A 20,642-nucleotide genomic window follows, 5' to 3' on the forward strand; every position below is an offset into this window, starting at 1 on the left:
GCGGGGGCGGAATGAGATAACAACCTTTGAGCCTTTAAGGAGCTGCAAAGATGGCATTGAAACCGCTTCATGACCGTGTGCTGGTGCGCCGCACCGAAAGCGAAGAAAAAACCGCGGGCGGCCTGATCATCCCCGATTCCGCCAAGGAAAAGCCGAGCGAAGGCGTTGTTGTCGCCACCGGCGAAGGCGCGCGCAAGGACAGCGGCGAGCTGATCGCAATGGCGGTGAAAGCTGACGACCGCATCCTGTTCGGCAAGTGGTCCGGCACCGAAGTGACCGTCGACGGCGAAGAGCTGCTGATGATGAAGGAAAGCGACATCATGGGCATCATCGAGTAAGCCGCCCGGCTTCTCTGATCCCCCATATCGCTGAATTACACAGAATTTCTCTAGGAGAGTGAAAAATGGCTGCTAAGGACGTCAAATTCGACACCGATGCCCGCAACCGCATGCTGAAAGGCGTCAACATTCTGGCCGACGCCGTGAAAGTGACCCTGGGCCCGAAAGGCCGTAACGTGGTTCTGGACAAATCCTTTGGCGCACCGCGCATCACCAAGGACGGCGTGTCCGTGGCGAAGGAAATCGAACTGGAAGACAAGTTCGAGAACATGGGCGCCCAGATGGTGAAGGAAGTTGCTTCCCGCACCAACGACGAAGCCGGTGACGGCACCACCACCGCAACCGTTCTGGCGCAAGCCATCGTCAAAGAAGGCCTGAAGCAGGTTGCTGCCGGCCTGAACCCGATGGACCTGAAGCGCGGCATCGACCTGGCGACCTCGAAAGTTGTCGAAGCCATCAAGGCCTCTGCCCGTGACGTGAAAGACAGCGACGAAGTTGCGCAGGTTGGCACCATCTCTGCCAACGGCGAAGCCGAAATCGGCCGTCAGATCGCAGACGCGATGCAGAAAGTCGGCAACGAAGGCGTCATCACCGTTGAGGAAAACAAAGGCCTCGACACCGAGACCGACGTTGTGGAAGGCATGCAGTTCGACCGCGGCTACCTGTCCCCCTACTTCGTGACCAACCCGGACAAGATGATTGCAGATCTGGAAGACTGCATGATCCTGCTGCACGAGAAGAAACTGTCCTCGCTGCAGCCGATGGTTCCGCTGCTGGAGCAGGTGATCCAGTCGCAGAAGCCGCTGCTGATCATCGCCGAAGACGTTGAAGGCGAAGCGCTGGCAACCCTGGTTGTCAACAAACTGCGCGGCGGCCTGAAAATTGCTGCTGTCAAGGCACCGGGCTTCGGCGACCGCCGCAAGGCCATGCTGCAGGACATCGCGATCCTGACCGGCGGCCAGGTGATCTCCGAAGATCTGGGCATGAAGCTCGAGTCCGTGACCATGGACATGCTGGGCACCGCCAAGAAGATCGAAATCACCAAAGACGAAACCACCATCGTCGACGGTGCTGGCGAGAAGGCCGAGATCGAAGCACGTGTTGCCCAGATCCGCACCCAGATCGAAGAGACCTCTTCCGACTACGACCGTGAGAAGCTGCAGGAACGCGTTGCCAAACTGGCAGGCGGTGTTGCCGTGATCCGCGTCGGCGGCATGACCGAAGTGGAAGTGAAAGAGCGCAAGGACCGTGTGGACGATGCGCTGAACGCAACCCGCGCAGCTGTGCAGGAAGGCGTGATCGTTGGCGGCGGTGTTGCCCTGGTTCAGGCCGGCAAGGCGCTGGAAGGCATCGAGGGTGCAAACTCCGACCAGAACGCAGGCATCGCCATCGTGCGCAAGGCCATCGAAGCGCCGCTGCGCCAGATCGCTGAAAACGCAGGTGTCGACGGTGCGGTTGTTGCGGGCAAGATCCGCGAATCCGCAGACAGCGCCTTTGGCTACAACGCGCAGACCGATGAATATGGCGACATGTTCTCCTTCGGCGTGATCGACCCGGCAAAAGTGACCCGTACCGCGCTGGAAGACGCGGCATCGGTTGCAGGCCTGCTGATCACCACCGAAGCCATGGTTGCCGACAAGCCCGCCAAAGAAGGCGCAGGCGCAGCCGGCGGCATGCCCGACATGGGCGGCATGGGCGGCATGGGCGGCATGATGTAATCATCAGCCATCCATCCGGATGACTTTGGGGCTGCCTGCAAAGGCGGCCCCTTTTCGTTTTTCGGTAAGGGTGGCCCGCCTTGCGGGCCTGCCTCCGGCGGGAGTATTTTGGACCAGAAAGAAGCGGGGGGTTAGGAAAGCGGCAGTGCTGTGCGGCGTTCTCCCCTGTGCAGCGGGGGGCATCTGCTGACACGAAGTTTTCATTGGCTGGACAGGCGGTTGCGCGCTAGCTGTTAGGGGACGCGCAACAGGGAGGGTCCGGCAGATGGCAAAACCGGCAGGGCGGAGGCTGGCCCGGCTGCTGCTTGCGCTGCTGGTTGCGGGCTGTGCGGTGTCGCCGGTGGACCGGCTGGCCAAGCCGCCGAACCTCTATTCAACCGGGCAGAACTACCAGGCGGAGCGGGTGCCGCCGGCGCAGCGCACCGTTGCGCCGCGTTTGCTCTATGTCACCAACCGCTCGCAGCGGCTGAACGGGGACGGCACAGTGAATTATCTGTCCGAACGGTCGGATTCCATGGGGTTCGGCACCGCCGAGGTGCAGTTCACAAGGGTTGCGGACTGGCCGGAGCTGGTGGCGCTGACCCATGCGGGCAGCGGCGGGCGGCTGCCGCGGCTGAAGGTGGCGGGATTTCGCGACAGCATCCGGTTTGCCAAGACGCCGCTGGCGGCAGAGCGCCGCGATGGCCGGGTGGTGACGGAGGCGCAGGCGGCGCGGGATTACGCTGCCCATGCGGCGGCCTTCCGCAGCGCGGTGGCGGCAGAGGTGCGGCGGGCAGGATCCGGGCGCATCCTGCTGTTCGTGCATGGGTTCAACAATGATTTCGAGGAGGCGCTGACCACGCTGGCCAATATCTGGCACTACGCCGGGCGGCGGTCGGTGCCGATGGCGTTTTCCTGGCCTGCGGGCAATCCCGGGCTGCTGAAGTATTTCCGCGACCGGGAGGCGGGGGATTTCTCGGTGTTTCACCTGAAGGAGACGCTGGACCTTCTGGCCTCGGTGCCGGAGGTGGAGGATATCGACATCGTGGCCCATTCCCGCGGCTCGGACCTGGCCACCACCGCCCTGCGCGAACTGGTGATCCGCGAGCGCGGCCGGGGCCGGCAGCCGAAACTGACCTTGAAAACGGGCACGCTTATCCTGGCGGCGCCGGACCTGGATGTGGGCATCGTGCGGCAGCGGCTGATGAGCGAGCGGGTCTTTGCGGCCTTCGAGCAGGTCAATGTCTATATCAACCCGGACGACCAGGCGCTGGCCTTTGCCTCGATCCTGACGCGGGAGGCGCGGTTCGGACGGCTGGATGCAGAGGATTTTGCGCCCGGAGAGCTGGCTTCGCTGAAGAAGGTGGGGCTGGTGCATTTCATCCGCGTCGAGGGGGCGGGCGGGGCCGGGCATTCCTATTTCCGCGACAATCCGGGTGCGATGTCGGATATCGCGCTGGCGTTGCGCACGCGGGCGTTCCCCGGCGGCACCCTGCGGCCGCTGGAGCTGGACCAGGACAACATCTGGACGCTGCACCCCGATTACCCGCTGGAGCGGCTGCCGGACCTGGATCTGGAATACGCCAGAGAGGGGCGCTGACATGCGGTTTGCGCTGGCCCCTTGCGGCGCGGCGCGGTAGCCCTGTGCCATGCGCCTGTTTCTGCTTGTCTCCCTGACCATGGCGGCCTTTGCCGCGAACTCCATCCTCAGCCGGATGGCGATTGGTGCCGGGCATATGGATGCGGGCAGCTTTGGCCTGCTGCGGCTGGCCTCAGGCGCGGCGGTGCTGGTGCTTCTGTGCCGGATGCAGGGGCTGGCGGTGCGCCAGGGCCTGGGGGCAAGCCTGAAGGGCGGGGCGGCGCTGACGCTGTACATTGCCGGGTTTTCACTGGCTTATCAGCGACTTGATGCGGGGCTTGGCGCGCTGGTGCTGTTCGGGGTGGTGCAGGTGTCGATGTTCCTGTGGGGCGCGCTGCGGGGCACGCCCGTCAGCGGCGGCCAGGTGGCGGGGGCGGTGCTGGCCTTTCTGGGGCTGGCCTATGTGGTCTGGCCCGATGGCTCCGGTGCGGTGCCGCTGGGCGCGTCGCTGCTGATGGCGGCGGCAGGCCTGGGCTGGGGGATCTACAGCATCCTGGGGCGCGGCGCGGTGCAGCCGCTGGCGGCAACGGCGGTGAATTTCCTGTGGTCCACCGCGATGTTCCTGCCGGTTGCGCTGTGGATCGGCGGCAGCACGGTGAGCGTTTACGGCGCGTCTCTGGCGGTCGTGTCGGGCGCGGTGACCTCAGGCATGGGCTATGCGCTGTGGTACCGGCTGCTGCCGCAGATCCTTCCCGCGGTGGCGGCCACCGTGCAGCTGAGCGTGCCGGTGATTGCGATCCTCGCCGGGGCTGCCCTGCTGGGGGAAAGCATCGGCCTGCGGCTGGTCTTTGGCAGCGCGGCGGTGCTGGGCGGCATTGCGCTGGTGGTGCTGCGGGCGCCTGCGCGCAAGGTTCAGGCGGCGAAGTAGGAACCGGGGGCTTCCCTGTGCCGCCGCTTGCGCTTATCTGGGCCTCATGCGTGATGTTCTGAAACCCCTCCTTGCCGCCGCTGCGGTGCTGCTGCCGCTGCCTGCGGCAGCCGATTGCGTGATCCTGCTGCATGGGCTGGCGCGTTCCGAGACGTCATTTGCGGTGATGGAGGAGGTCTTGCAGTCGCGCGGATACTCTGTGGTGCGGCCGGGCTATCCCTCGACGGAGGAGCCAGTGGAGGTGCTGGCTGATGAGACGCTGCCCGCGGCCTTTGCTGCCTGCGGCGGGGAGACAGCGCATGTGGTGACCCACTCGATGGGCGGCATTCTGCTGCGGCATTGGCTGCAGGACAACCAGCCGCAAAACCTGGGGCGGGTGGTGATGATGGGCCCGCCGAACCAGGGCAGCGAGCTGGTGGATGAGCTGGGCGGCTGGGAGGTCTTCGGCTATCTGAACGGCCCCGCCGGGCTGCAGCTGGGCACAGGTGAGAACAGCTTGCCCAAGCAGCTGCCTCCGGTGGCGTTCGAGCTGGGGGTGATTGCGGGCAGCGAGACGCTGAACCCGCTGTTCTCTGCGCTCATTCCAGGGGCGGATGATGGCAAGGTCTCGGTCGAGAGCACCAAGGTTGCGGGCATGGCGGCGCATTTGACGCTGCCGGTCACCCATACCTACATGATGAACAATCCCCAAGTGATGGCGCAGGCGCTGCATTTCCTGGAGGAAGGCCGGTTCGAGCCAAGCCTGGGCTGGCTGGCGGCGGTGGAAGAAATTATCAGCGAGGCCTGCCAGCTGAATGGCGGCTGCGATGAGGCGGAACAATGACGTTGGAACTGACCCTGCAGGGCGGTGATGTGCTGCGCCCCGGCGGGCTGGAGCGCTGCGGCGGGATCGCTATTGCCGGTGGTTTGGTGGCGGATGCGCCTGCGGGGCGTGTGGTGGACCTTTCGGGCTATCTGGTGCTGCCGGGGATCGTGGATGCGCATGGCGACGGGTTTGAACGCCACCTGGCACCGCGCCGCGGCGCTATGAAGCAGATGGGCGAGGGCATTGTGGCTGCGGAGGCTGAGCTGGCGGCCAACGGCATCACCACTGCGGTGCTGGCGCAGTTCTACTCCTGGGAGGGCGGCCTGCGCGGCCCTGAGTTTGCGGCGCAGGTGTTTGAGGGCATCCAGGCGGTGCGCGGCTCTGTCGTGACTGATCTGATGCCGCAGCTGCGGTTCGAGATCCATATGCTAGAGGATTACGCCGGGCTGGCTGCGAAAGTGGCGGCGTGGCAGGTGCCTTATGTGGTGTTCAACGACCACCTGCCGCATGAGCGGCTGGCGGAGGGCAAGAAGCCGCCGCGGCTGACCGGCCAGGCGCTGAAGGCGGGGCGCAATCCGGAGGTGCACTGGCAGATGCTGAAGGACATGCACGCGCGCCGGGATGAGGTGCCGGGCAGGCTGGATGCGCTGTGCGCAGAGCTGGCGGCGCTGGATGTGCGGCTGGGCAGCCATGACGACCAGACGTCTGAGGACCGTGCCGTCTGGCGCGAACGCGGGGCGCGGATTGCCGAATTCCCCGAGACGCTGGAGGCGGCGGAAGCTGCGCGGGGGGCAGGTGACCCGGTGATCCTTGGCTCACCCAATGTGGTGCGGGGCGGCTCGCACAAGGGCAACGCCTCTGCCGTGGAGCTGATCGCCATGGGGCTGTGCGATGCGCTGGCCTCGGATTATCACTACCCCAGCCCGCGCCGTGCGGCGCTGATGCTGGAACGTTCCGGCCTGCTGGATCTGGCGGGGGCCTGGCGGCTGGTGTCAGAGGGCCCTGCGCAGGTGCTGGGGCTGGCGGACCGCGGCAGGCTGGAGGCAGGCAAACGGGCGGATATCGTGGTGCTGGACAAGGAGAGCCTGCGGGTTGCGGCGACACTGTCCGGCGGGCGTGTGAGCTATTTGTCCGGCGAGGTTGCGTCCAGGTTCCTGGGGTAGCTGCGCCGCGCGTCAGGCCAAAATGCCATCCTTGCGGCGCGTTAAACCGGCGGGGCCGCTTTCACCGGGCTTGTTTCTTCTGGCTGGAAATATCCCGGGCTTTGGGGCAGAGCCCCAAGTCGAGGATGGGTTTGGGGCTGCGCCCCAAACCGTCAGCCTTCCGTCCGAACCACCCGGTTCACATGGCCCATCTTGCGGCCCGGCTTGGCCTCGGCCTTGCCATAGAGGTGGATGGCGCAGTCCGCCTCTTTGGCCAGTTCCGGGATGCGGTCCACGTCGTCGCCGATCAGGTTTTCCATCACCACGTCGGAATGGCGCTGGCCGTCGCCCAGCGGCCATCCCGCCACGGCGCGGATGTGCTGTTCGAACTGATCCACGGTGCAGCCGTTTTGGGTCCAGTGGCCGGAATTGTGCACCCGGGGCGCGATCTCGTTGACGATCAGGCCCTGGGGTGTGACAAACAGCTCAACCCCCAGGACGCCGACATATTCCAGCGCGTTCAGGATCTTGCCCGCCATCAGTACTGCGTCCATACGCTGGCCGGTGCTCAGCTTTGCCGGCGCGGTGGTGGTGTGCAGGATGCCGTCGCGGTGGACGTTTTCGCCGGGGTCGAAACAGGCGATCTCGCCAGTGGTGCCGCGGGCGGCAATGACCGAGACCTCGTGGCTGAAATTGACGAAGCCTTCCAGGATCGAGGGGGCGCCTGCCATGGCGGCGAGCGCCTCGCCTGCGTCCTCAGCCGCCTTGATGCGGGCCTGGCCCTTGCCGTCATAGCCGAAACGGCGGGTTTTCAGGATCGAGGGCGCGCCGATGTCTGCGAGCGCCGCGTCGAGGCTGGCCTGGTCGGTGATGTCGGCAAAAGGCGCGGTTTGCAGGCCGAGGTCCTGCAGGAAGGTCTTTTCCGTCAGGCGGTCCTGGCTGATCCGCAGCGCCTCGCGGCCCGGGCGGATCGGCTTTTGCGATTCCAAGAGGTCCAGCGCGGAGGTCGGGATGTTCTCAAACTCATAGGTGATCACATCGACAGAGGCTGCAAAGGCGGCCAGTGCCTCTGCGTCCTCATAGCCGGCGGTTGTCACGCGGTCGGCGACATGGCCTGCGGGCGGGTTGGCGCCCGGTTCGAAGATATGGGTCTTGAAGCCGAGGCGGGAGGCTGCAACCGAGAGCATCCGGCCCAGCTGGCCGCCGCCGAGGATGCCGATGGTGGAACCGGGGGCGAGCACATCAGTCATCGGAGGGTTCCTCAGGGATGGAGGCGGAGAGGGCCTCGCGCCAGGCGTCCAGGCGTTCGGCCAGGGCGGGGTCCTGCAGCGCCAGGATGCCCGCTGCCATCAGGCCTGCGTTGGCGGCACCGGCGGAACCGATCGCCATGGTGGCAACCGGGAAGCCCTTGGGCATCTGCACTATGGAATAAAGCGAGTCGACGCCGGACAGCGCCCGGGTCTGGACCGGCACGCCCACGACGGGGACGCGGGTTTTGGAGGCGACCATGCCGGGCAAGTGGGCCGCCCCGCCGGCGCCTGCGATGATCACCTGCAAGCCGCGGTCTGCGGCGGATTTGCCGTAGCTCCACAGCCGGTCCGGGGTGCGGTGGGCGGAGACGATCCTGGCCTCGTATTCAACGCCCAGTTCATCGAGGATATTGGCGGCTTCCTTCATGGTGGGCCAGTCGGATTGGCTGCCCATGATGATGCCCACTTTGATGTCACCCATGGATGGTGGCTCCTGTCGCGGCTTGTGGAGCGCGCACTATAGGGAAAGTTGCGGTTTTCGCAATGCGGGCCGCGCTGGAAAACGGCGGGAATTGCCCTGTTTTGCAAGGGCTGGCGCTATGCCGCAGGCCTGTGGGCAAGGGAGGGCTCCCGCCCGCGCGGGATGCGGGCAGGCCCGGACCGCCTTGCCGTTGGGCGTGGCGCCGCGCTGGCGCGCGGCGCGGGTGGCTTGCACTGGCAGCGGCAGCGCGGCAGGGTGGCGGCGGAAACAGGGAGACTGCGATGCTGGAGCTGCGCCCCAATTGCGAGCTGTGCGATAAGGATCTGCCGGCGGAGGCTGCGGATGCGCGGATCTGCAGCTATGAGTGCACCTATTGCGCGGACTGCGTTGAGCGGGAGCTGCACAATGTCTGCCCGACCTGCGGCGGCGGTTTTGCGCCGCGGCCGATCCGGCCTAAGCGGGCCTGGCGGGAGGCGCTGAAGCTGGGGCTGGGGAACCATCCGGCGTCCACCCGGCGGGTGCATTCCAAGTTCAGCCGCGCGGATATTGATGCCCATGTGGCGCGGATCAGGCACTTGCCGCCGGAAGAGCGCTAGGGTGCCGTTCAGCCCTGGCGGGATTTCAGGCGCCGTGCGATCTGCCGCTTTTCCCAGTCCTGGCCGAACAGATCGACCACCTCATAGACGCTGAGCCCGTGCGTGGCGAGGCCGATGCCCCAGCCGAGCGCGGGCCAGACAACCCAGAAATACCCGGGGCTGGTCAGCAGGTTCAGCACCAGGAGGCCGGCCATCACCACAGCGTATTGGATGGCATGGGTGTAAAAGGCGCGGGTGTCGCGCACGTATTGCATGGCGTCCTGTTCCTCGTGGCTCAGTTCCGGCGCGGCTGCTGCTGGGGTGGTCTGCATGTCCTGTTCCTTTCGAAGACTGGAGAACTCCGTTTCCAGAACAGCGGCAATGCACTTCAGGGTTTCAGGGCTGGCCTTGGCGCCGCGTTCGATACGCTGCAGCGTGCGGGTGCTGATGCCTGCCATCCCGGCAAGCTGCTCCTGGGACAGGCCTTTTTCGAGGCGTAGCTTTCTGACAATCACTGTAAGTAATCCTGCTGTTCACATGCTGACAGTGTCGCCGGAGCGAAGATCCGGCCACGACACTTCCCTGACACGCGCCCGACAATAACGCGGCATGGGTGATCCTGGCTGGTTCCGGCTGGGGCGCCGATGGCAGGGCAGCCGGCAGGGGGCAAAGGGGGAAGAGGCAATCGGAGCCGCCGGTCTGGCGGCTCCGCTCTGGTTCGTGATCAATCCCGCTGCTGCGGCAGGATCAGGTTCAAGACCAGGCCTGCAACACCCGACAGGCCGATGCCTGCCAGGGTGAAGCCTTCGCCGAATTGCAGCGTGAGGCCGCCGAGGCCGATGATCAGCACGGTGGAGATAATCACCATGTTGCGCGCCTCGGACAGGGCCTCGCCCAGTTTGGCGAGCACGGAGAGGCCAACTACGGTGACCATGCCGAACAAGAGGATCATGATGCCGCCCATCACCGGCATCGGGATGGTCGAGAGCGCACCTGAGAGCTTGCCCACGAAAGAGAGCGCGATGGCAAAGAGCGCCGCCCAGGTCATGATCGCCGGGTTGAAGGCGCGGGTCAGGGTGACGGCGCCGGTGACCTCGGAATAGGTGGTGTTGGGCGGTCCGCCCAAAAGGCCCGCGGCGGCAGTGGCGAGGCCGTCGCCCAGCATGGTGTTCTGGATGCCGGGTTTCTCCATGTAGTCGCGCTTGGTCACGTTGGAGATCGCCAGGATGTCGCCGAAATGCTCAATCGCGGGGGCGATGGCGACCGGCAGGATGAACAGGATGGCGGCGAGGTTGAACTCGGGCGCGACAAAGCCGGGGATCTTGAACCAGGGGGCGTCTGCGATGGCGGCGGTGCTGATCAGGCTCTCGCCGGTCACGGCGCCGATCACCAGGGCGGCGATATAGCCTGCGGCGACGCCTGCCAGGATCGGCACGATGCGCATGATGCCGCGGCCCAGGATGGCGGTCAGCATGGTGGTGCCAAGTGCGATGGCGGCCAGCAGCAGGGCGGTATTGCGCGGCATTATCTGGGTATCGCCCGCCAGGCCGGTGGCCATGTTGACCGCCACCGGCGCCAGCGACAGGCCGATCACCATGATCACGGGGCCGACCACGACAGGCGGCAGGAGCCGGTGCAGGAAGCCGGAGCCAAAGGCGCGGATGGCGAAGGAGAGCGCCACGTAAAGCAGGCCCGCAGCAGCGAGGCCGCCGGTGGTGGCGGCCATGCCCCAGGTCTGCACGCCGTAGATGATCGGCGCGATGAAGGCGAAGGAGGAGGCCAGGAACACCGGCACCTGGCCGCGGGTCACGATCTGGAAGATCAGCGTGCCAAGCCCTGCGGTGAACAGCGCCACGCTGGGGTCGAGGCCGGTCAAGAGCGGCACCAGTACCAGCGCACCAAAGGCGACAAACAGCATCTGGGCGCCGATAAGGGCCTGTTTCGGAGTGAATTTGTAGTCGGCGCTCTGGGCGGCAGGCGCGTCAGTGTGGTCGCTTGTGGCGGTCATTCTTCTCGCTCGTATCGTTGGTCTGCATTCCGGCCCGGGGCAGGCAGCTGCCGGCGCCGCGGGCAAAATTGCAGTGCTCCTAAACGGAAAAGCCTCCTTTGACCATCCGGTCAGGGCGCGTTTTCTGTGCCTGTGGGCAGGGTGTCGCAACAGGGGGAGGCAGATGCCGGTTTTCTGCAAGCCAAGCGGGGGGCGGGCGGCTGTGCTGGCGGGGAAATTATGCCCGGAAAGCCTTCCCATGACCCAGCAAACCGATCCGCTCCTCCAGCCCCTGCAGCTGGGCCATCTGACCCTGCGCAACCGGATCATGAGCACGGCCCATGCGCCCTCGTTCCAGGAAGGGGGGCATCCGCGCGACCGCTATCGCCTCTATCACGAGGAGAAGGCGCGGGGCGGCATTGCGCTGACGATGATTGGCGGCTCGACCAATATCGCGCCGGACAGCCCGTCTGTGTTCGGGCAGCTTTATGCAGGCGATGACAGCATCATCCCGTGGTTCCAGCGGCTGACGGACGGGGTGCGCAAGCATGGCGCGGCGGTGATGTGCCAGATCACCCATATGGGGCGGCGCACCGCCTGGGACGACGGCCATTGGCTGCCGGTGCTGGGGCCGTCAGGGCGGCGGGAGCGGGCGCACCGGGCGTTTCCCAAGGTGATGGAGATGGAAGATATCTCCCGCGTTATCAAGGATTTCGCGGCTGCGGCAGAACGGTGCCGGGAGGGTGGCTTTGACGGGATTGAGCTGCTGTCGCACTCGCATCTCTTGGGGCAGTTCCTGTCGCCCCTGGTGAACTGCCGGGAGGATGATTACGGTGGCTCGCTCGACAACCGGTTACGGCTGACGCTGCAGGTCCTGGAGGCGGTGCGCGCGGCGGTGGGGCCGGATCTGATCCTGGGGATGCGGGTCACCGGGGATGAGCTGGCGGAGGGCGGGCTCAGTGCTGCCGAGTGCATTGAGGCGGCGCAGAAGATAGCCGCGACGGGCGCGGTGGATTTCCTGAACGTGCTGGCGGGCGCGCCTTATGATGATCTGGGGCTGGCCGGCTGGGTGGCGCCGATGGGGATGCCCGCGGCGCCGGATCTGAATGTGGCAGGCGCAATCCGCGCGGCGGTGGATCTGCCGGTGTTTCATGCCGGCGGCGTGGCGGATATCGCCACGGCCCGCCATGCCATCCGCGAGGGGCAGGCGGATATGATCGGCATGACCCGGGCGCATATGGCCGATCCCTATCTGGTGCAGAAGCTGCGGCAGGGGGAGGAGGAGCGCATCCGCCCCTGCGTGGCGCTGGGCTATTGCGTCGACCGGGTCAATCAGGGCAAGCCCGCGGTCTGCGGCCATAACGCGGCGACGGGGCGCGAGGCGGTGATGCCGCATGTGATCGCGCCCGCAGAGGTGCGGCGCAAAGTAGTGGTGATCGGCGGCGGCCCGGCGGGGCTGGAGGCCGCGCGGGTGGCGGCGGAGCGCGGTCATCAGGTGGTGCTGTTTGAGGCCAGCGGGCGCCTGGGCGGCCAGATTGCGCTGGCGGCCAAGGGCATGACCCGGCGGCAGATCTGGGGTGTTGCGGACTGGCTGATCTCGGAGGTTGAGCGGCTGGGTGTGGACGTGCGTCTCGATTCTTACACTGAGGCGGGAGATGTGCTGGCGGAAAACCCGGATGCGGTGATCGTGGCCACCGGCGGCTGGCCGGAAGGTTTGGACATTCCCGGCGGGCATCTGATCACCTCCAGCTGGGAGGTGCTGGGCGGTGAGGCGCGGGTCGCGGGTGAGGTGCTGCTGCTGGACGAGGTCGGCGACCACGCGGCGCTGGTGGCAGCGGATGTGATGGCGCGCGCGGGTTGCAGCGTCACGCTGGCAACGCCGGACCGGATGGCGGGGCATGATCTGGGGCCGACCAATTCAGCCGTGGTCCTGCGCGATCTGGCGCGGCAGGGGGTGGTGTTCGAGAGCTTGCTGGAACCGGTGTCTGTGGCTGCCGAGGGCAACCGCAAATGCATCACTCTGCGTCATGTGCTGACCGGAGAGGTGCAGGAAAGGACCGTGGATCACGTGGTCTCGGAACATGGGGTGGTGCCGGCTGAGGACCTGTATCACGCGCTGAAGCCCGGATCGCGCAACCTAGGGCAGCTGGATCATCAGGAGATGATTGCGGGCCGGAGCCCCTTTGCGGAGGTGAACCCGGCAGGGAAATACTGGCTGGCCCGCGCGGGCGATGCGGTGGCGGGGCGCAATATCCATGCCGCCGTCTATGACGCGCTGCGGCTCTGCAAGGATCTGTAACCTGCGGCACAGCGGACCCGCAGCGCGCCGCAAGGCGCGCTGCCAGGCCCAACGCCTCGGCCGCGCAGCTTTGCTGCACGGCCAGGGGGCGGGAGACCCGGCTGGTGGTTCAGTTGCCGCGGAAGAAGGCTGCAACTTCCGTGATGATCTGCCTGTGCTTGGCTGCCCGCTCCGCCCCGCCGCCGCGGCAGATGATCTCGTCGCCGGGTTCTTCGGCTGCCAGGATGGCCTCACCGTCGGGAGTGCAGACGCCCAGAAAATCGAAATGCGAGAGCGTCTGCGGTTCGATGTAGCGCAGGCTGCTGCCGGGCAGGGCCTGGGCCAGTGCCCGGGATTCGATGTCCAGTGTCAGGCCGGAGTTCATGATTGGCGCGCCGTAGACCAGCATCGGGCGGGTGATCCGGGCCAGGCTGTCCTTGTTAAAACTCTGGGTGCCGCCCAGGTCGAACAGGGCAAAACCCTTGATCCGGGGATCGGACAGATCCGCCTCCATGCGGGCGCGGTCCTCAGGCGTTTCAGCGATCTTCCAGCCTTTCAGGACGCCGCAGACCAGTTCATCCGGCAGCTGGCTGCAGATTTGCGCAACCCTCTCTGCATCATAGCGCGCCCCTGCCAGCAGCGCCGCAGTGAAGCCGCCCAGCGAGTGCCCGGCCATATAGATGCGGTCCGGGTCGGCAAGGCCGGCCAGCTCCGGCGCGGTCAGCAGGTGGTCAATAACGCGGGAGATATCGCGCGGGCGCTGCCACAGCTGGCGGCTGAGCGCGGGCTCGCGCGACCAGGTGGAGGTGCCGGGATGGCTGATGGCCGCCACGGCAAAGCCCTGCCGGGCCAGCGCCTCCGCCAGCCAGGCCTGGTTCAGGGCGTTGCCGTACAGGCCATGCGACAGCACCGCCAGCGGGAACGGGCCGGGGGCCGGCGCTGCGTCCCGCGCTGCCAGCGGCGCTTCCCAAACCTTGCTGTCATAGAGCGGGGTGAGCGGGGCCGCGCCTGTTGCGGGGTACCACAGCAGGCCTTCCAGCGGGCGGTGGTCTTCGGTGGCGGGGATCTTCAGGTCCTGCAGGCCGGGCAGGTAGGCTTGCGCCGTGGCGGCGGTGGCGGTGCAGATGAAGGCCAGGGCAAAAAGAAGAGATTTCATGAGGGTCTCCGGGGTGTGTTTCCGATACCTCTGACCCTGGGCGGTGCGCGTAATTGCAGCAATGGCCTCAGCGGCTTATAGCTGTCCTGAAACCTGATGCAGGACAGGACAGCAGGGATAGAGGACAGATGGACAGCGGCGCAGTGCTTTCATTTCCGCTGCCGGTGATGACCGCGGCCCTGTGCTGCGCGCTGGCGGTGCTGATCTGGCGGGCGGAGCTTGGCTGCCGCCGGGCGAATCTGCTGTTTGCCGCCTTTTTCGGTCTGTGCGCGCTGTCCGCGCTGCTGGTCGGCTTGCGGTTCGGCTACGGCATCAGCAGCCTGATCCCGCTGCAGCGCATCCTGCCGGTGTATTTCGGGCCACTGCTGTACCTTGGCTTTGCAGCGCTGGCGCCGGGGGAGTGGTCTTTGCAACGCCGGGCGGCCTTGCATCTGGCAGGGCCCGCTGCGGCGCTGGCCCTGTTTTGGCTGCTGGTTGCGGACCTTCGGTATTTGGATTGGCTGATCAGCGCCAGCTATCTGGCCTATGCCGCAGCCCTGGCCCGGCTGTGGCGCAAGGGGCCTGACGCGCTGGCGCAGGCGCGGCTGGACCGCGCGGCCCCGTTGCACCGGTGGATGCTGCGGGCGATTGGGCTTTTGGTCTTTGTGCTGCTGCTCGACACCGCGATTGCCGCCGATTTTGCGCTTTTCGGCGGTGCTCATGTTCCGGCGCTGATCGCGGCGGGGACGGTGCCGCTGCTGATCATGCTGCTGGCTGCGCTGTGCGTGCTGCCCGCGGTGTTTGCGGCGCGGCAGCGGCCGCTGGCAGCCGCAACGCCCGGCGATGAGGCGGCTGCGGCAACAGAAGCGCGGCTGCGGCAGTTGCTGCTGAAGGAGCAGCTGTATTTGGATCCAGACCTGTCCGTGCAGCGGCTGGCCCGCCGTCTGCACGTCCCCGCGCGGGAGCTGTCGGCGGCGGTGAACCGGACCCAGGGCAAAAATGTCTCGCAATATGTGAACGGGTTCCGCCTGACCCATGCCGCAGAGCTGCTGGCGGGCAGCGGCGGCAGCGTGACGGAGATTGCCGCCCGGTCAGGCTTTCTGTCGCGGTCCAATTTCTACCGCGAGTTCCAGCGGGTCTATGGGCTGACGCCGGCCGGATACCGCAAAACCCGCGCGGGGCAGGGCGCCAGCCGCGGCTGACCGCGTGCCGGCCCGCAGCGCGCCGCAAGGCGCGCTGCCACGCCCAACGCCGTCCGGCGCAGCTGGCCTGCGCGGAGGAGGGGCGGGAGTGCCCGGGGAACTTGTGAAACGCTGCTTTCTGCAGCTGGGGCCGCTGCAGCTTTGGCAGCGGGCGGCGTGCCGGAACGGTCCGGTGCCGGAACTGGTTACCGTGTCAGGCGATGATATCCGGCGTCAGCCGGTCTTCGATCAAGGCGATCTTGTCCTTTAGGATGAGCTTTTGCTTCTTCAGGCGGCGGATGGTCAGCTGGTCGGCGGTGCCGCGCTCTTCCAGCGCGCCAATCGCTTCGTCCAGATCACGGTGCTGCCTGCGGAAAACCTCCAGCTCAACCTTCAGGACCTCATCGGTCTTCATCGACACATCAGTGGGTGCATTCATGGGCGACTCAATCAGGCTGATGAATGAAGTGAGGGTGAAGATACTTCGTTAACGGCTTTTCCGCTAGACCTATGGGCACATGCTCTTGTGAATCCAGCAGGAACTTCCCATATTCTTCTGGAAGCGGCTGCCGGGACCGGGGCCGCGCGCATCCGTCGCTTTGGCAAAAGGACGTACAACGTGTCGAAACTAACCTTGGGCTCCTACCCGCATATGCTGGGGTTCGAGCAGCTGGAACGCCTCCTGGAACGCTCGGCCAAGTCGGGCAATGAGGGCTATCCCCCCTATAATATCGAACAGACATCAGACCATTCCTACCGCATCACCCTGGCTGTGGCCGGTTTCGCCGAAGAGGACCTGGCGATCACCGTCGAAGACCGCCAGCTGGTGATCCGCGGCCGCCAGCGCGACGACAGCGAGGGGCGGGTGTTCCTGCACCGCGGCATCGCGGCGCGCCAGTTCCAGCGCATGTTCGTGCTGGCCGACGGCGTCGAAGTGGGTGAGGCGGTGATGGAAAACGGGCTTTTGCATGTGGATCTTACCCGTGCGCGGCCCGAAACCGTGGTTCAGACAATCAGCATCAAAAAGGGGTAAGAGCAATGCATACACCGTTTGACTTCAAGGATGGCGCTGACCGGACCGTCTATGTGAAGGCGGTCGCGGTGGCAGATCTTCCCGAGGACGTGCAGCAAAGCGCGGACGGCTATGAGCAGCTTTATGCAGTTCACGATGCCGAGGGCGGCCAGCTGGCGCTGGTTGCGGACCGGCGCCTGGCCTTTGTGCTGGCGCGGCAGAACGACATGACGCCGGTGCCGGTGCATTAAGGGCCTGGCCCTAAGTCCAGAACGCCGCCGCCTTGCAGGCCAGCGCATTGACACTGCGCTGGCGGCGGCCAGTATTGGGAAGGCGGGCACGGGCCCGCCTTTTTTGATGCTTTCAATGCCGGGAGATGCAAATGGCGCGCTATGATTTCGACTGGGTGGACGCGTTCTCGGACCGCGCGTTCGGCGGCAACGGCTGTGCCGTGGTGCATGGGGCTGCGCATCTGCCGGAAGCGGTCTGCACTGCTTACGTGCGGGAGACTTCGCTGGTGGAATGCACTTTTACCGGCCCGTCTGAGGTTGCGGACGTCAAGGTGCGCTATTTCCTGGCCAGCCGCGAAATTCCCTTTGCCGGCCATCCGACCATCGCCACGGTGGCGGCGATGCGGGACCGGGGGTTGTTTCAGGGCGAAAGCATCACCCTGGAAACAGGCGCCGGGATCGTGCCGGTGCGGCTGGACGGCGATCTGATCGAGATGACCCAGGTGGCGCCGGAGTTCGGTCCTTTTGCCGACCGGGAACTGGTGGCGGCCGCGGTGTCGCTGCCGGCGGAGGCGATCGTGGGGCAGCCGCAGAAGGTGTCCACCGGGCTGCCGTTTTGCGTGACCGTTTTGCGCGACCGTGCGGCGCTGGAGGCGGCAGTGCTGAACCTGGCAGCGCTGGAGCGTCTGGGCCAGTCGCTGGGCGCCGATGGCATCGACATGATGGAGCCGTTCCTGGTCACGCTGGAGGGCGCGACGGCGGCGGGTGACACGTTCTCGCGCCTGCTGATGGCGCCGCCGAGCCCGCCGGAGGATCCCTTTACCGGGTCGGCCACCGGGGCAATGGCCTCTTACCTGTGGAAGCATGGCCTGATGGCGAAGGCGGAATTCACCGCGGAGCAGGGCCATGGGCTGGGCCGCCCGGGCCAGGCGCGGGTGGCGCGGGTTGGCGCGCCGGACGCGATTGAAGGCGTGCGGGTTGCCGGCGAGGGCTTTGTGCTGATGCGCGGCACGGTGGACTTGCCGGGCGCGCTGTAGCCGGGGAGCGGGGCGGCGGCTGGCACAGGCCGCCCTGGCGGCGTTTTTGCAGGGCTTTCCTTTACCGAATTTTAGAAGCGGTCCGTGAATATACCGGTAAACCGCATTTTCGGAAAATAAGGGAAAGTAAGAATTGCTTCAAAATCAGACGTCTGATCCCGCGCAAGACCTGTCTCATACTGCTGGCCTGGAGGCGGAGCAGCTTGTCCTGCAGGCAAAATCCCAATCCCTGGCCGATGGCGGCCTGCGGACGGCAGAGCTGCTTGCGGCGGCGCTGGAGAAAGACCCCTGCCATCACCAGGCGCAGCTGCTGCAGGAGCGGCTGCATCAGGCTTTTGTGCCGCGCTGGCATTTCCCGATGCTGGCGGATACCGCGCGCAACCGGGCCTATGCCAAAGCGATTGCCGCCAAGGTGCGCCCGGGCGATGTGGTGCTGGATATCGGCTGCGGCGCCGGGCTGACGGCGATGCTGGCGGCGCGGGCGGGTGCCAAACATGTCTATACCTGCGAGCAGCAGCCGCTGATTGCGCAGGCCGCGGAGCGGGTGATTGCCGCAAACGGGCTGAGCAGCCGGATCACGGTGATCCCCAAATGGTCGCATGAGATTGTGATCGGGCAGGACATGCCGGAGCCGGCGGATGTGGTGATCTCGGAGATCGTCGACACGGTGCTGCTGGGCGAGGGAGCGCTGGCGACGCTGACCCATGCGATGGCGGCGCTGGCCAAGTCGGGCGCGCGGGCGGTGCCGGAAACGGGCAGGCTGCTGGCGGAACTAGTAGAAAGCGCTGACCTGCTGAACCAGTGGCGGCCGCAGGAGGCGGAAGGATTTGATCTGAGTGCGTTTCACCGCTTTGCCCGGGTGGCGCAGCTGACGCCCAACGATCTGGACGCCTGCCGGATGCGGCCGCTGGGGCCGGCCGCAGAGCTGTTCCGGTTTGATTTCACCCGGCCGGAGCTGACCCCGGGGCGGGCTGTGCAGGATCTGGCCTGTGCCGCGGCGGGCGCTGTTCATGCGGTGCTGGTGAGCTTCACGATGGAGCTGGCACCGGGCATCAGAGTGTCCAACGGGCTGCAGTCCGGCGGCCATTGGGGGCGCACGGCCTTCCTGATGAACCAGCCGGCGGCTGCGGCGGCGGGGGACCGTCTGCGCTTCACCGCCCAGCATGATACGGAGCATCTGAGCCTCGCGGTGCAGGGGCTGCAGCCGCAGGCGGCTGAGGCTGCGGGCACCGCTGCCCTGTGGATGACGCCGGCCTGGAGCGGCGGCGGCGATCTGCGCGGCCGCGGCGGGGCAGCGGCGTTGCCGGACGCGGAAACACCGGCAGAGGCGGTCTGGACCCCGGCAGAGGCAGGGGCGGCACCGCAGATGCCATCTTTGCACTAACCCGGACTGCTGGCGCTGGAATTTTAAGGTAATTCCGGCTCTTTTTTCCGGCGCGGAAAACGGATGCGGCGCGCCAATTGGCGCGCCGCTCCTGTTCCTGGCTGCCGTCAGGCTCAGAGATCCGTGCTGTGAAGCTTCAGCAGGCTTGGCGGGCGGGGCTGCCGGTCAAGGGGTTGGTGCTGATGCGCAGCACGGCGGGTTTGCCGCACGCCTGCCGCTTTGGCTGGTAGCGATGCTTTGCAGATTTCGCCAGCTATTCTAGTTTTGCCCGTTATGCGGGTGTTGATTTGAGCTGCCTAATTCTTAAGGTGAGGTTCTGATTCATAAGAAACGCCAGGGCCTCTGCCCCGGCTGCTGCAATTTATTTTATGGGGTTTGAGATGGCGCTTTCAGCAGAAGCTCAATCATTGATCGGCACCGCACCGGACAACCGTTGGAATGGGCACGCGGAGCCAGGCACGCCGGTTGTGATCAGCTATAGTTTTGCCACTGAGGAGGCGGACTATGCTGAGGGCGGATACACTGGCTATACGGCCTATTCCGATACGCAAAAAGCACACGTACGCGCTGCGCTGGACACTTGGGAAGCGGTGGCAGGGATCACCTTTGTCGAAGTGCCGGACAGCGCGGTCGGGGATATCCGCTTTTCGATGGTTGATCTGACTGGGTACACAAACGCGGTTGGGGGGCAGGTAAGTGGTTTCGGCTACCTTCCCTGGATCTCTGATGCGGTCTTCAGCAGCGAGGGCGTGCAGCACAGTGAACATGACGGATGGGGAGGGGATATTTTTATGCATGCCGGATTTTTTGCTGGCAGCGATGGATCTTTGGCACCCGGTGTCCGGGGGTATTCCATTCTTCTGCACGAAATCGGTCATGCACTGGGGTTCAAGCATCCATTTGAGGGGGAGCCGCTGATACCGGCTGCAAGCAATAATGGGTCAGTGACCGTGATGGCTTACAACCGGTCGGCTGCGGCAGTCAGCCTGGGCTGGGCGGATGTTGAGGCGCTGACCTATCTGTACGGGAACAGCGACGCATCGCTTGAGGCGTTCTGGAGCGTAAGGAAGTCTGCTCTTGAGATCGAAGGCACGCGCCGGGGGGACGCCATTGACGGTGCGCATCACGACAACATTATCCGCGCTGCTGGCGGTGCGGATCAGGTTCTGGGTGGCGGCGGGCGGGATCGGATTTTTGGCGGCAAGGGGGCGGACACGCTCTACGGCGGCAGTGACGGCGATCGCCTGAATGGTGACGGTGGCCGCGACTTTCTGTCCGGCGGCGATGGCCGGGACCGGCTGGATGGCGGCGGCGGTGCAGACCGGCTGGACGGCGGGGGCGGCAAGGACAAGCTGACCGGCGGCAAAGGGGCGGACGTTTTTGTGTTCTCGCAGTCAAAGGGCCGGGATGTGGTGCAGGATTTCCGAATCGGGCAGGACCGGATCGACTTAAGCGGCACTGGGCTGGACTTTGACGGCCTGGGGTTCAGGAAAGCGGGGCAAAATGTTGTGATCAAAGCAGCCGGCGCGGATATGCTGATCCGGGACACCAGCCTGGCTGAGATGATGGACGCTGACAACTTTCTGTTCTGAGCTTCACAGGT

At 65.7% G+C, this 20,642-nt stretch carries 20 protein-coding genes; 14 read left to right on the forward strand and 6 right to left on the reverse strand.

What is annotated here, in order from left to right:
- Window positions 1-50: 50 nt before the first annotated feature.
- The 6 genes from ACXAHG_RS15855 to ACXAHG_RS15880 all read left to right on the forward strand — a co-directional run bounded on the left by ACXAHG_RS15855 (window position 51) and on the right by ACXAHG_RS15880 (window position 6,510).
- A complete protein-coding gene (locus ACXAHG_RS15855) occupies window positions 51-338 on the forward strand; it encodes a co-chaperone GroES (RefSeq protein WP_475058856.1) in 288 nt (95 codons plus the stop codon).
- Between the two features lie 65 nt (window positions 339-403).
- Window positions 404-2,056 (forward strand): chaperonin GroEL, encoded by a 1,653-nt coding sequence (gene groL / locus ACXAHG_RS15860; RefSeq protein WP_475058859.1) that lies wholly within the window; start codon window positions 404-406, stop codon window positions 2,054-2,056.
- A 265-nt stretch (window positions 2,057-2,321) separates the two neighbouring features.
- Complete coding sequence (locus tag ACXAHG_RS15865; protein WP_475058861.1) at window positions 2,322-3,635, forward strand: alpha/beta hydrolase; 1,314 nt, start codon at window positions 2,322-2,324, stop codon at window positions 3,633-3,635.
- Between the two features lie 49 nt (window positions 3,636-3,684).
- Window positions 3,685-4,542, forward strand: coding sequence for a DMT family transporter (locus tag ACXAHG_RS15870; protein WP_475058863.1), 858 nt, complete (start codon window positions 3,685-3,687; stop codon window positions 4,540-4,542).
- A 46-nt stretch (window positions 4,543-4,588) separates the two neighbouring features.
- Window positions 4,589-5,365, forward strand: coding sequence for an esterase/lipase family protein (locus ACXAHG_RS15875; protein WP_475058866.1), 777 nt, complete (start codon window positions 4,589-4,591; stop codon window positions 5,363-5,365).
- Complete coding sequence (locus ACXAHG_RS15880) at window positions 5,362-6,510, forward strand: alpha-D-ribose 1-methylphosphonate 5-triphosphate diphosphatase (RefSeq protein WP_475058869.1); 1,149 nt, start codon at window positions 5,362-5,364, stop codon at window positions 6,508-6,510. Before ACXAHG_RS15875 ends, ACXAHG_RS15880 begins: the two co-directional genes overlap by 4 nt.
- Window positions 6,511-6,662: 152 nt before the next feature.
- Here the strand turns inward: ACXAHG_RS15880 and ACXAHG_RS15885 are convergent, their stop codons facing one another.
- Together ACXAHG_RS15885 and purE are read right to left on the reverse strand one after the other, a co-directional pair.
- Window positions 6,663-7,739: a 5-(carboxyamino)imidazole ribonucleotide synthase gene (locus ACXAHG_RS15885; RefSeq protein WP_475058872.1), complete on the reverse strand. Its 1,077-nt coding sequence runs from the start codon at window positions 7,737-7,739 to the stop codon at window positions 6,663-6,665.
- A complete protein-coding gene (gene purE, locus ACXAHG_RS15890; RefSeq protein ID WP_475058875.1) occupies window positions 7,732-8,220 on the reverse strand; it encodes a 5-(carboxyamino)imidazole ribonucleotide mutase in 489 nt (162 codons plus the stop codon). The genes ACXAHG_RS15885 and purE overlap by 8 nt, the downstream gene beginning before the upstream one ends.
- Window positions 8,221-8,501: 281 nt before the next feature.
- Between purE and ACXAHG_RS15895 the strand changes: the two genes are divergently transcribed.
- Window positions 8,502-8,816, forward strand: a complete 315-nt coding sequence (locus ACXAHG_RS15895) for a DUF1272 domain-containing protein (RefSeq protein WP_475058878.1) — start codon at window positions 8,502-8,504, stop codon at window positions 8,814-8,816.
- An 8-nt stretch (window positions 8,817-8,824) separates the two neighbouring features.
- Here the strand turns inward: ACXAHG_RS15895 and ACXAHG_RS15900 are convergent, their stop codons facing one another.
- Entirely contained in the window at window positions 8,825-9,310 is a 486-nt protein-coding gene (locus ACXAHG_RS15900; RefSeq protein WP_475058881.1) for a 2TM domain-containing protein, read from the reverse strand.
- 209 nt (window positions 9,311-9,519) lie between these two features.
- Window positions 9,520-10,803, reverse strand: a complete 1,284-nt coding sequence (locus ACXAHG_RS15905; protein WP_475058883.1) for a uracil-xanthine permease family protein — start codon at window positions 10,801-10,803, stop codon at window positions 9,520-9,522.
- 238 nt (window positions 10,804-11,041) lie between these two features.
- Here ACXAHG_RS15905 and ACXAHG_RS15910 point away from each other — a divergent pair, with 238 nt between their 5' ends.
- Window positions 11,042-13,081, forward strand: a complete 2,040-nt coding sequence (locus tag ACXAHG_RS15910) for an oxidoreductase (protein ID WP_475058886.1) — start codon at window positions 11,042-11,044, stop codon at window positions 13,079-13,081.
- A 109-nt stretch (window positions 13,082-13,190) separates the two neighbouring features.
- On the opposite strand, the gene ACXAHG_RS15915 is transcribed toward ACXAHG_RS15910, so the two are convergent.
- Window positions 13,191-14,216, reverse strand: coding sequence for an alpha/beta hydrolase family protein (locus ACXAHG_RS15915; RefSeq protein WP_475058888.1), 1,026 nt, complete (start codon window positions 14,214-14,216; stop codon window positions 13,191-13,193).
- 128 nt (window positions 14,217-14,344) lie between these two features.
- Here ACXAHG_RS15915 and ACXAHG_RS15920 point away from each other — a divergent pair, with 128 nt between their 5' ends.
- Complete coding sequence (locus tag ACXAHG_RS15920) at window positions 14,345-15,397, forward strand: helix-turn-helix domain-containing protein (protein ID WP_475041928.1); 1,053 nt, start codon at window positions 14,345-14,347, stop codon at window positions 15,395-15,397.
- A gap of 193 nt (window positions 15,398-15,590) precedes the next feature.
- On the opposite strand, the gene ACXAHG_RS15925 is transcribed toward ACXAHG_RS15920, so the two are convergent.
- Window positions 15,591-15,815: a YdcH family protein gene (locus ACXAHG_RS15925; RefSeq protein ID WP_475041929.1), complete on the reverse strand. Its 225-nt coding sequence runs from the start codon at window positions 15,813-15,815 to the stop codon at window positions 15,591-15,593.
- A gap of 180 nt (window positions 15,816-15,995) precedes the next feature.
- Here ACXAHG_RS15925 and ACXAHG_RS15930 point away from each other — a divergent pair, with 180 nt between their 5' ends.
- The 5 genes from ACXAHG_RS15930 to ACXAHG_RS15950 all read left to right on the forward strand — a co-directional run bounded on the left by ACXAHG_RS15930 (window position 15,996) and on the right by ACXAHG_RS15950 (window position 20,631).
- Window positions 15,996-16,409: an Hsp20 family protein gene (locus ACXAHG_RS15930; RefSeq protein WP_027258134.1), complete on the forward strand. Its 414-nt coding sequence runs from the start codon at window positions 15,996-15,998 to the stop codon at window positions 16,407-16,409.
- Between the two features lie 5 nt (window positions 16,410-16,414).
- A complete protein-coding gene (locus ACXAHG_RS15935) occupies window positions 16,415-16,639 on the forward strand; it encodes a DUF1150 family protein (protein ID WP_475041930.1) in 225 nt (74 codons plus the stop codon).
- Between the two features lie 131 nt (window positions 16,640-16,770).
- Window positions 16,771-17,655 carry a PhzF family phenazine biosynthesis protein gene (locus ACXAHG_RS15940; protein WP_475041932.1) on the forward strand — a complete coding sequence of 295 codons (885 nt, stop codon included), beginning with the start codon at window positions 16,771-16,773 and terminating at the stop codon, window positions 17,653-17,655.
- A gap of 133 nt (window positions 17,656-17,788) precedes the next feature.
- Window positions 17,789-19,039 carry a class I SAM-dependent methyltransferase gene (locus ACXAHG_RS15945; protein WP_475058890.1) on the forward strand — a complete coding sequence of 417 codons (1,251 nt, stop codon included), beginning with the start codon at window positions 17,789-17,791 and terminating at the stop codon, window positions 19,037-19,039.
- A 380-nt stretch (window positions 19,040-19,419) separates the two neighbouring features.
- Window positions 19,420-20,631 carry a M10 family metallopeptidase gene (locus ACXAHG_RS15950; protein WP_475041935.1) on the forward strand — a complete coding sequence of 404 codons (1,212 nt, stop codon included), beginning with the start codon at window positions 19,420-19,422 and terminating at the stop codon, window positions 20,629-20,631.
- The last annotated feature ends 11 nt before the right edge of the window (window positions 20,632-20,642 follow it).

This window comes from Leisingera sp. ABD4_442 (assembly GCF_056160905.1).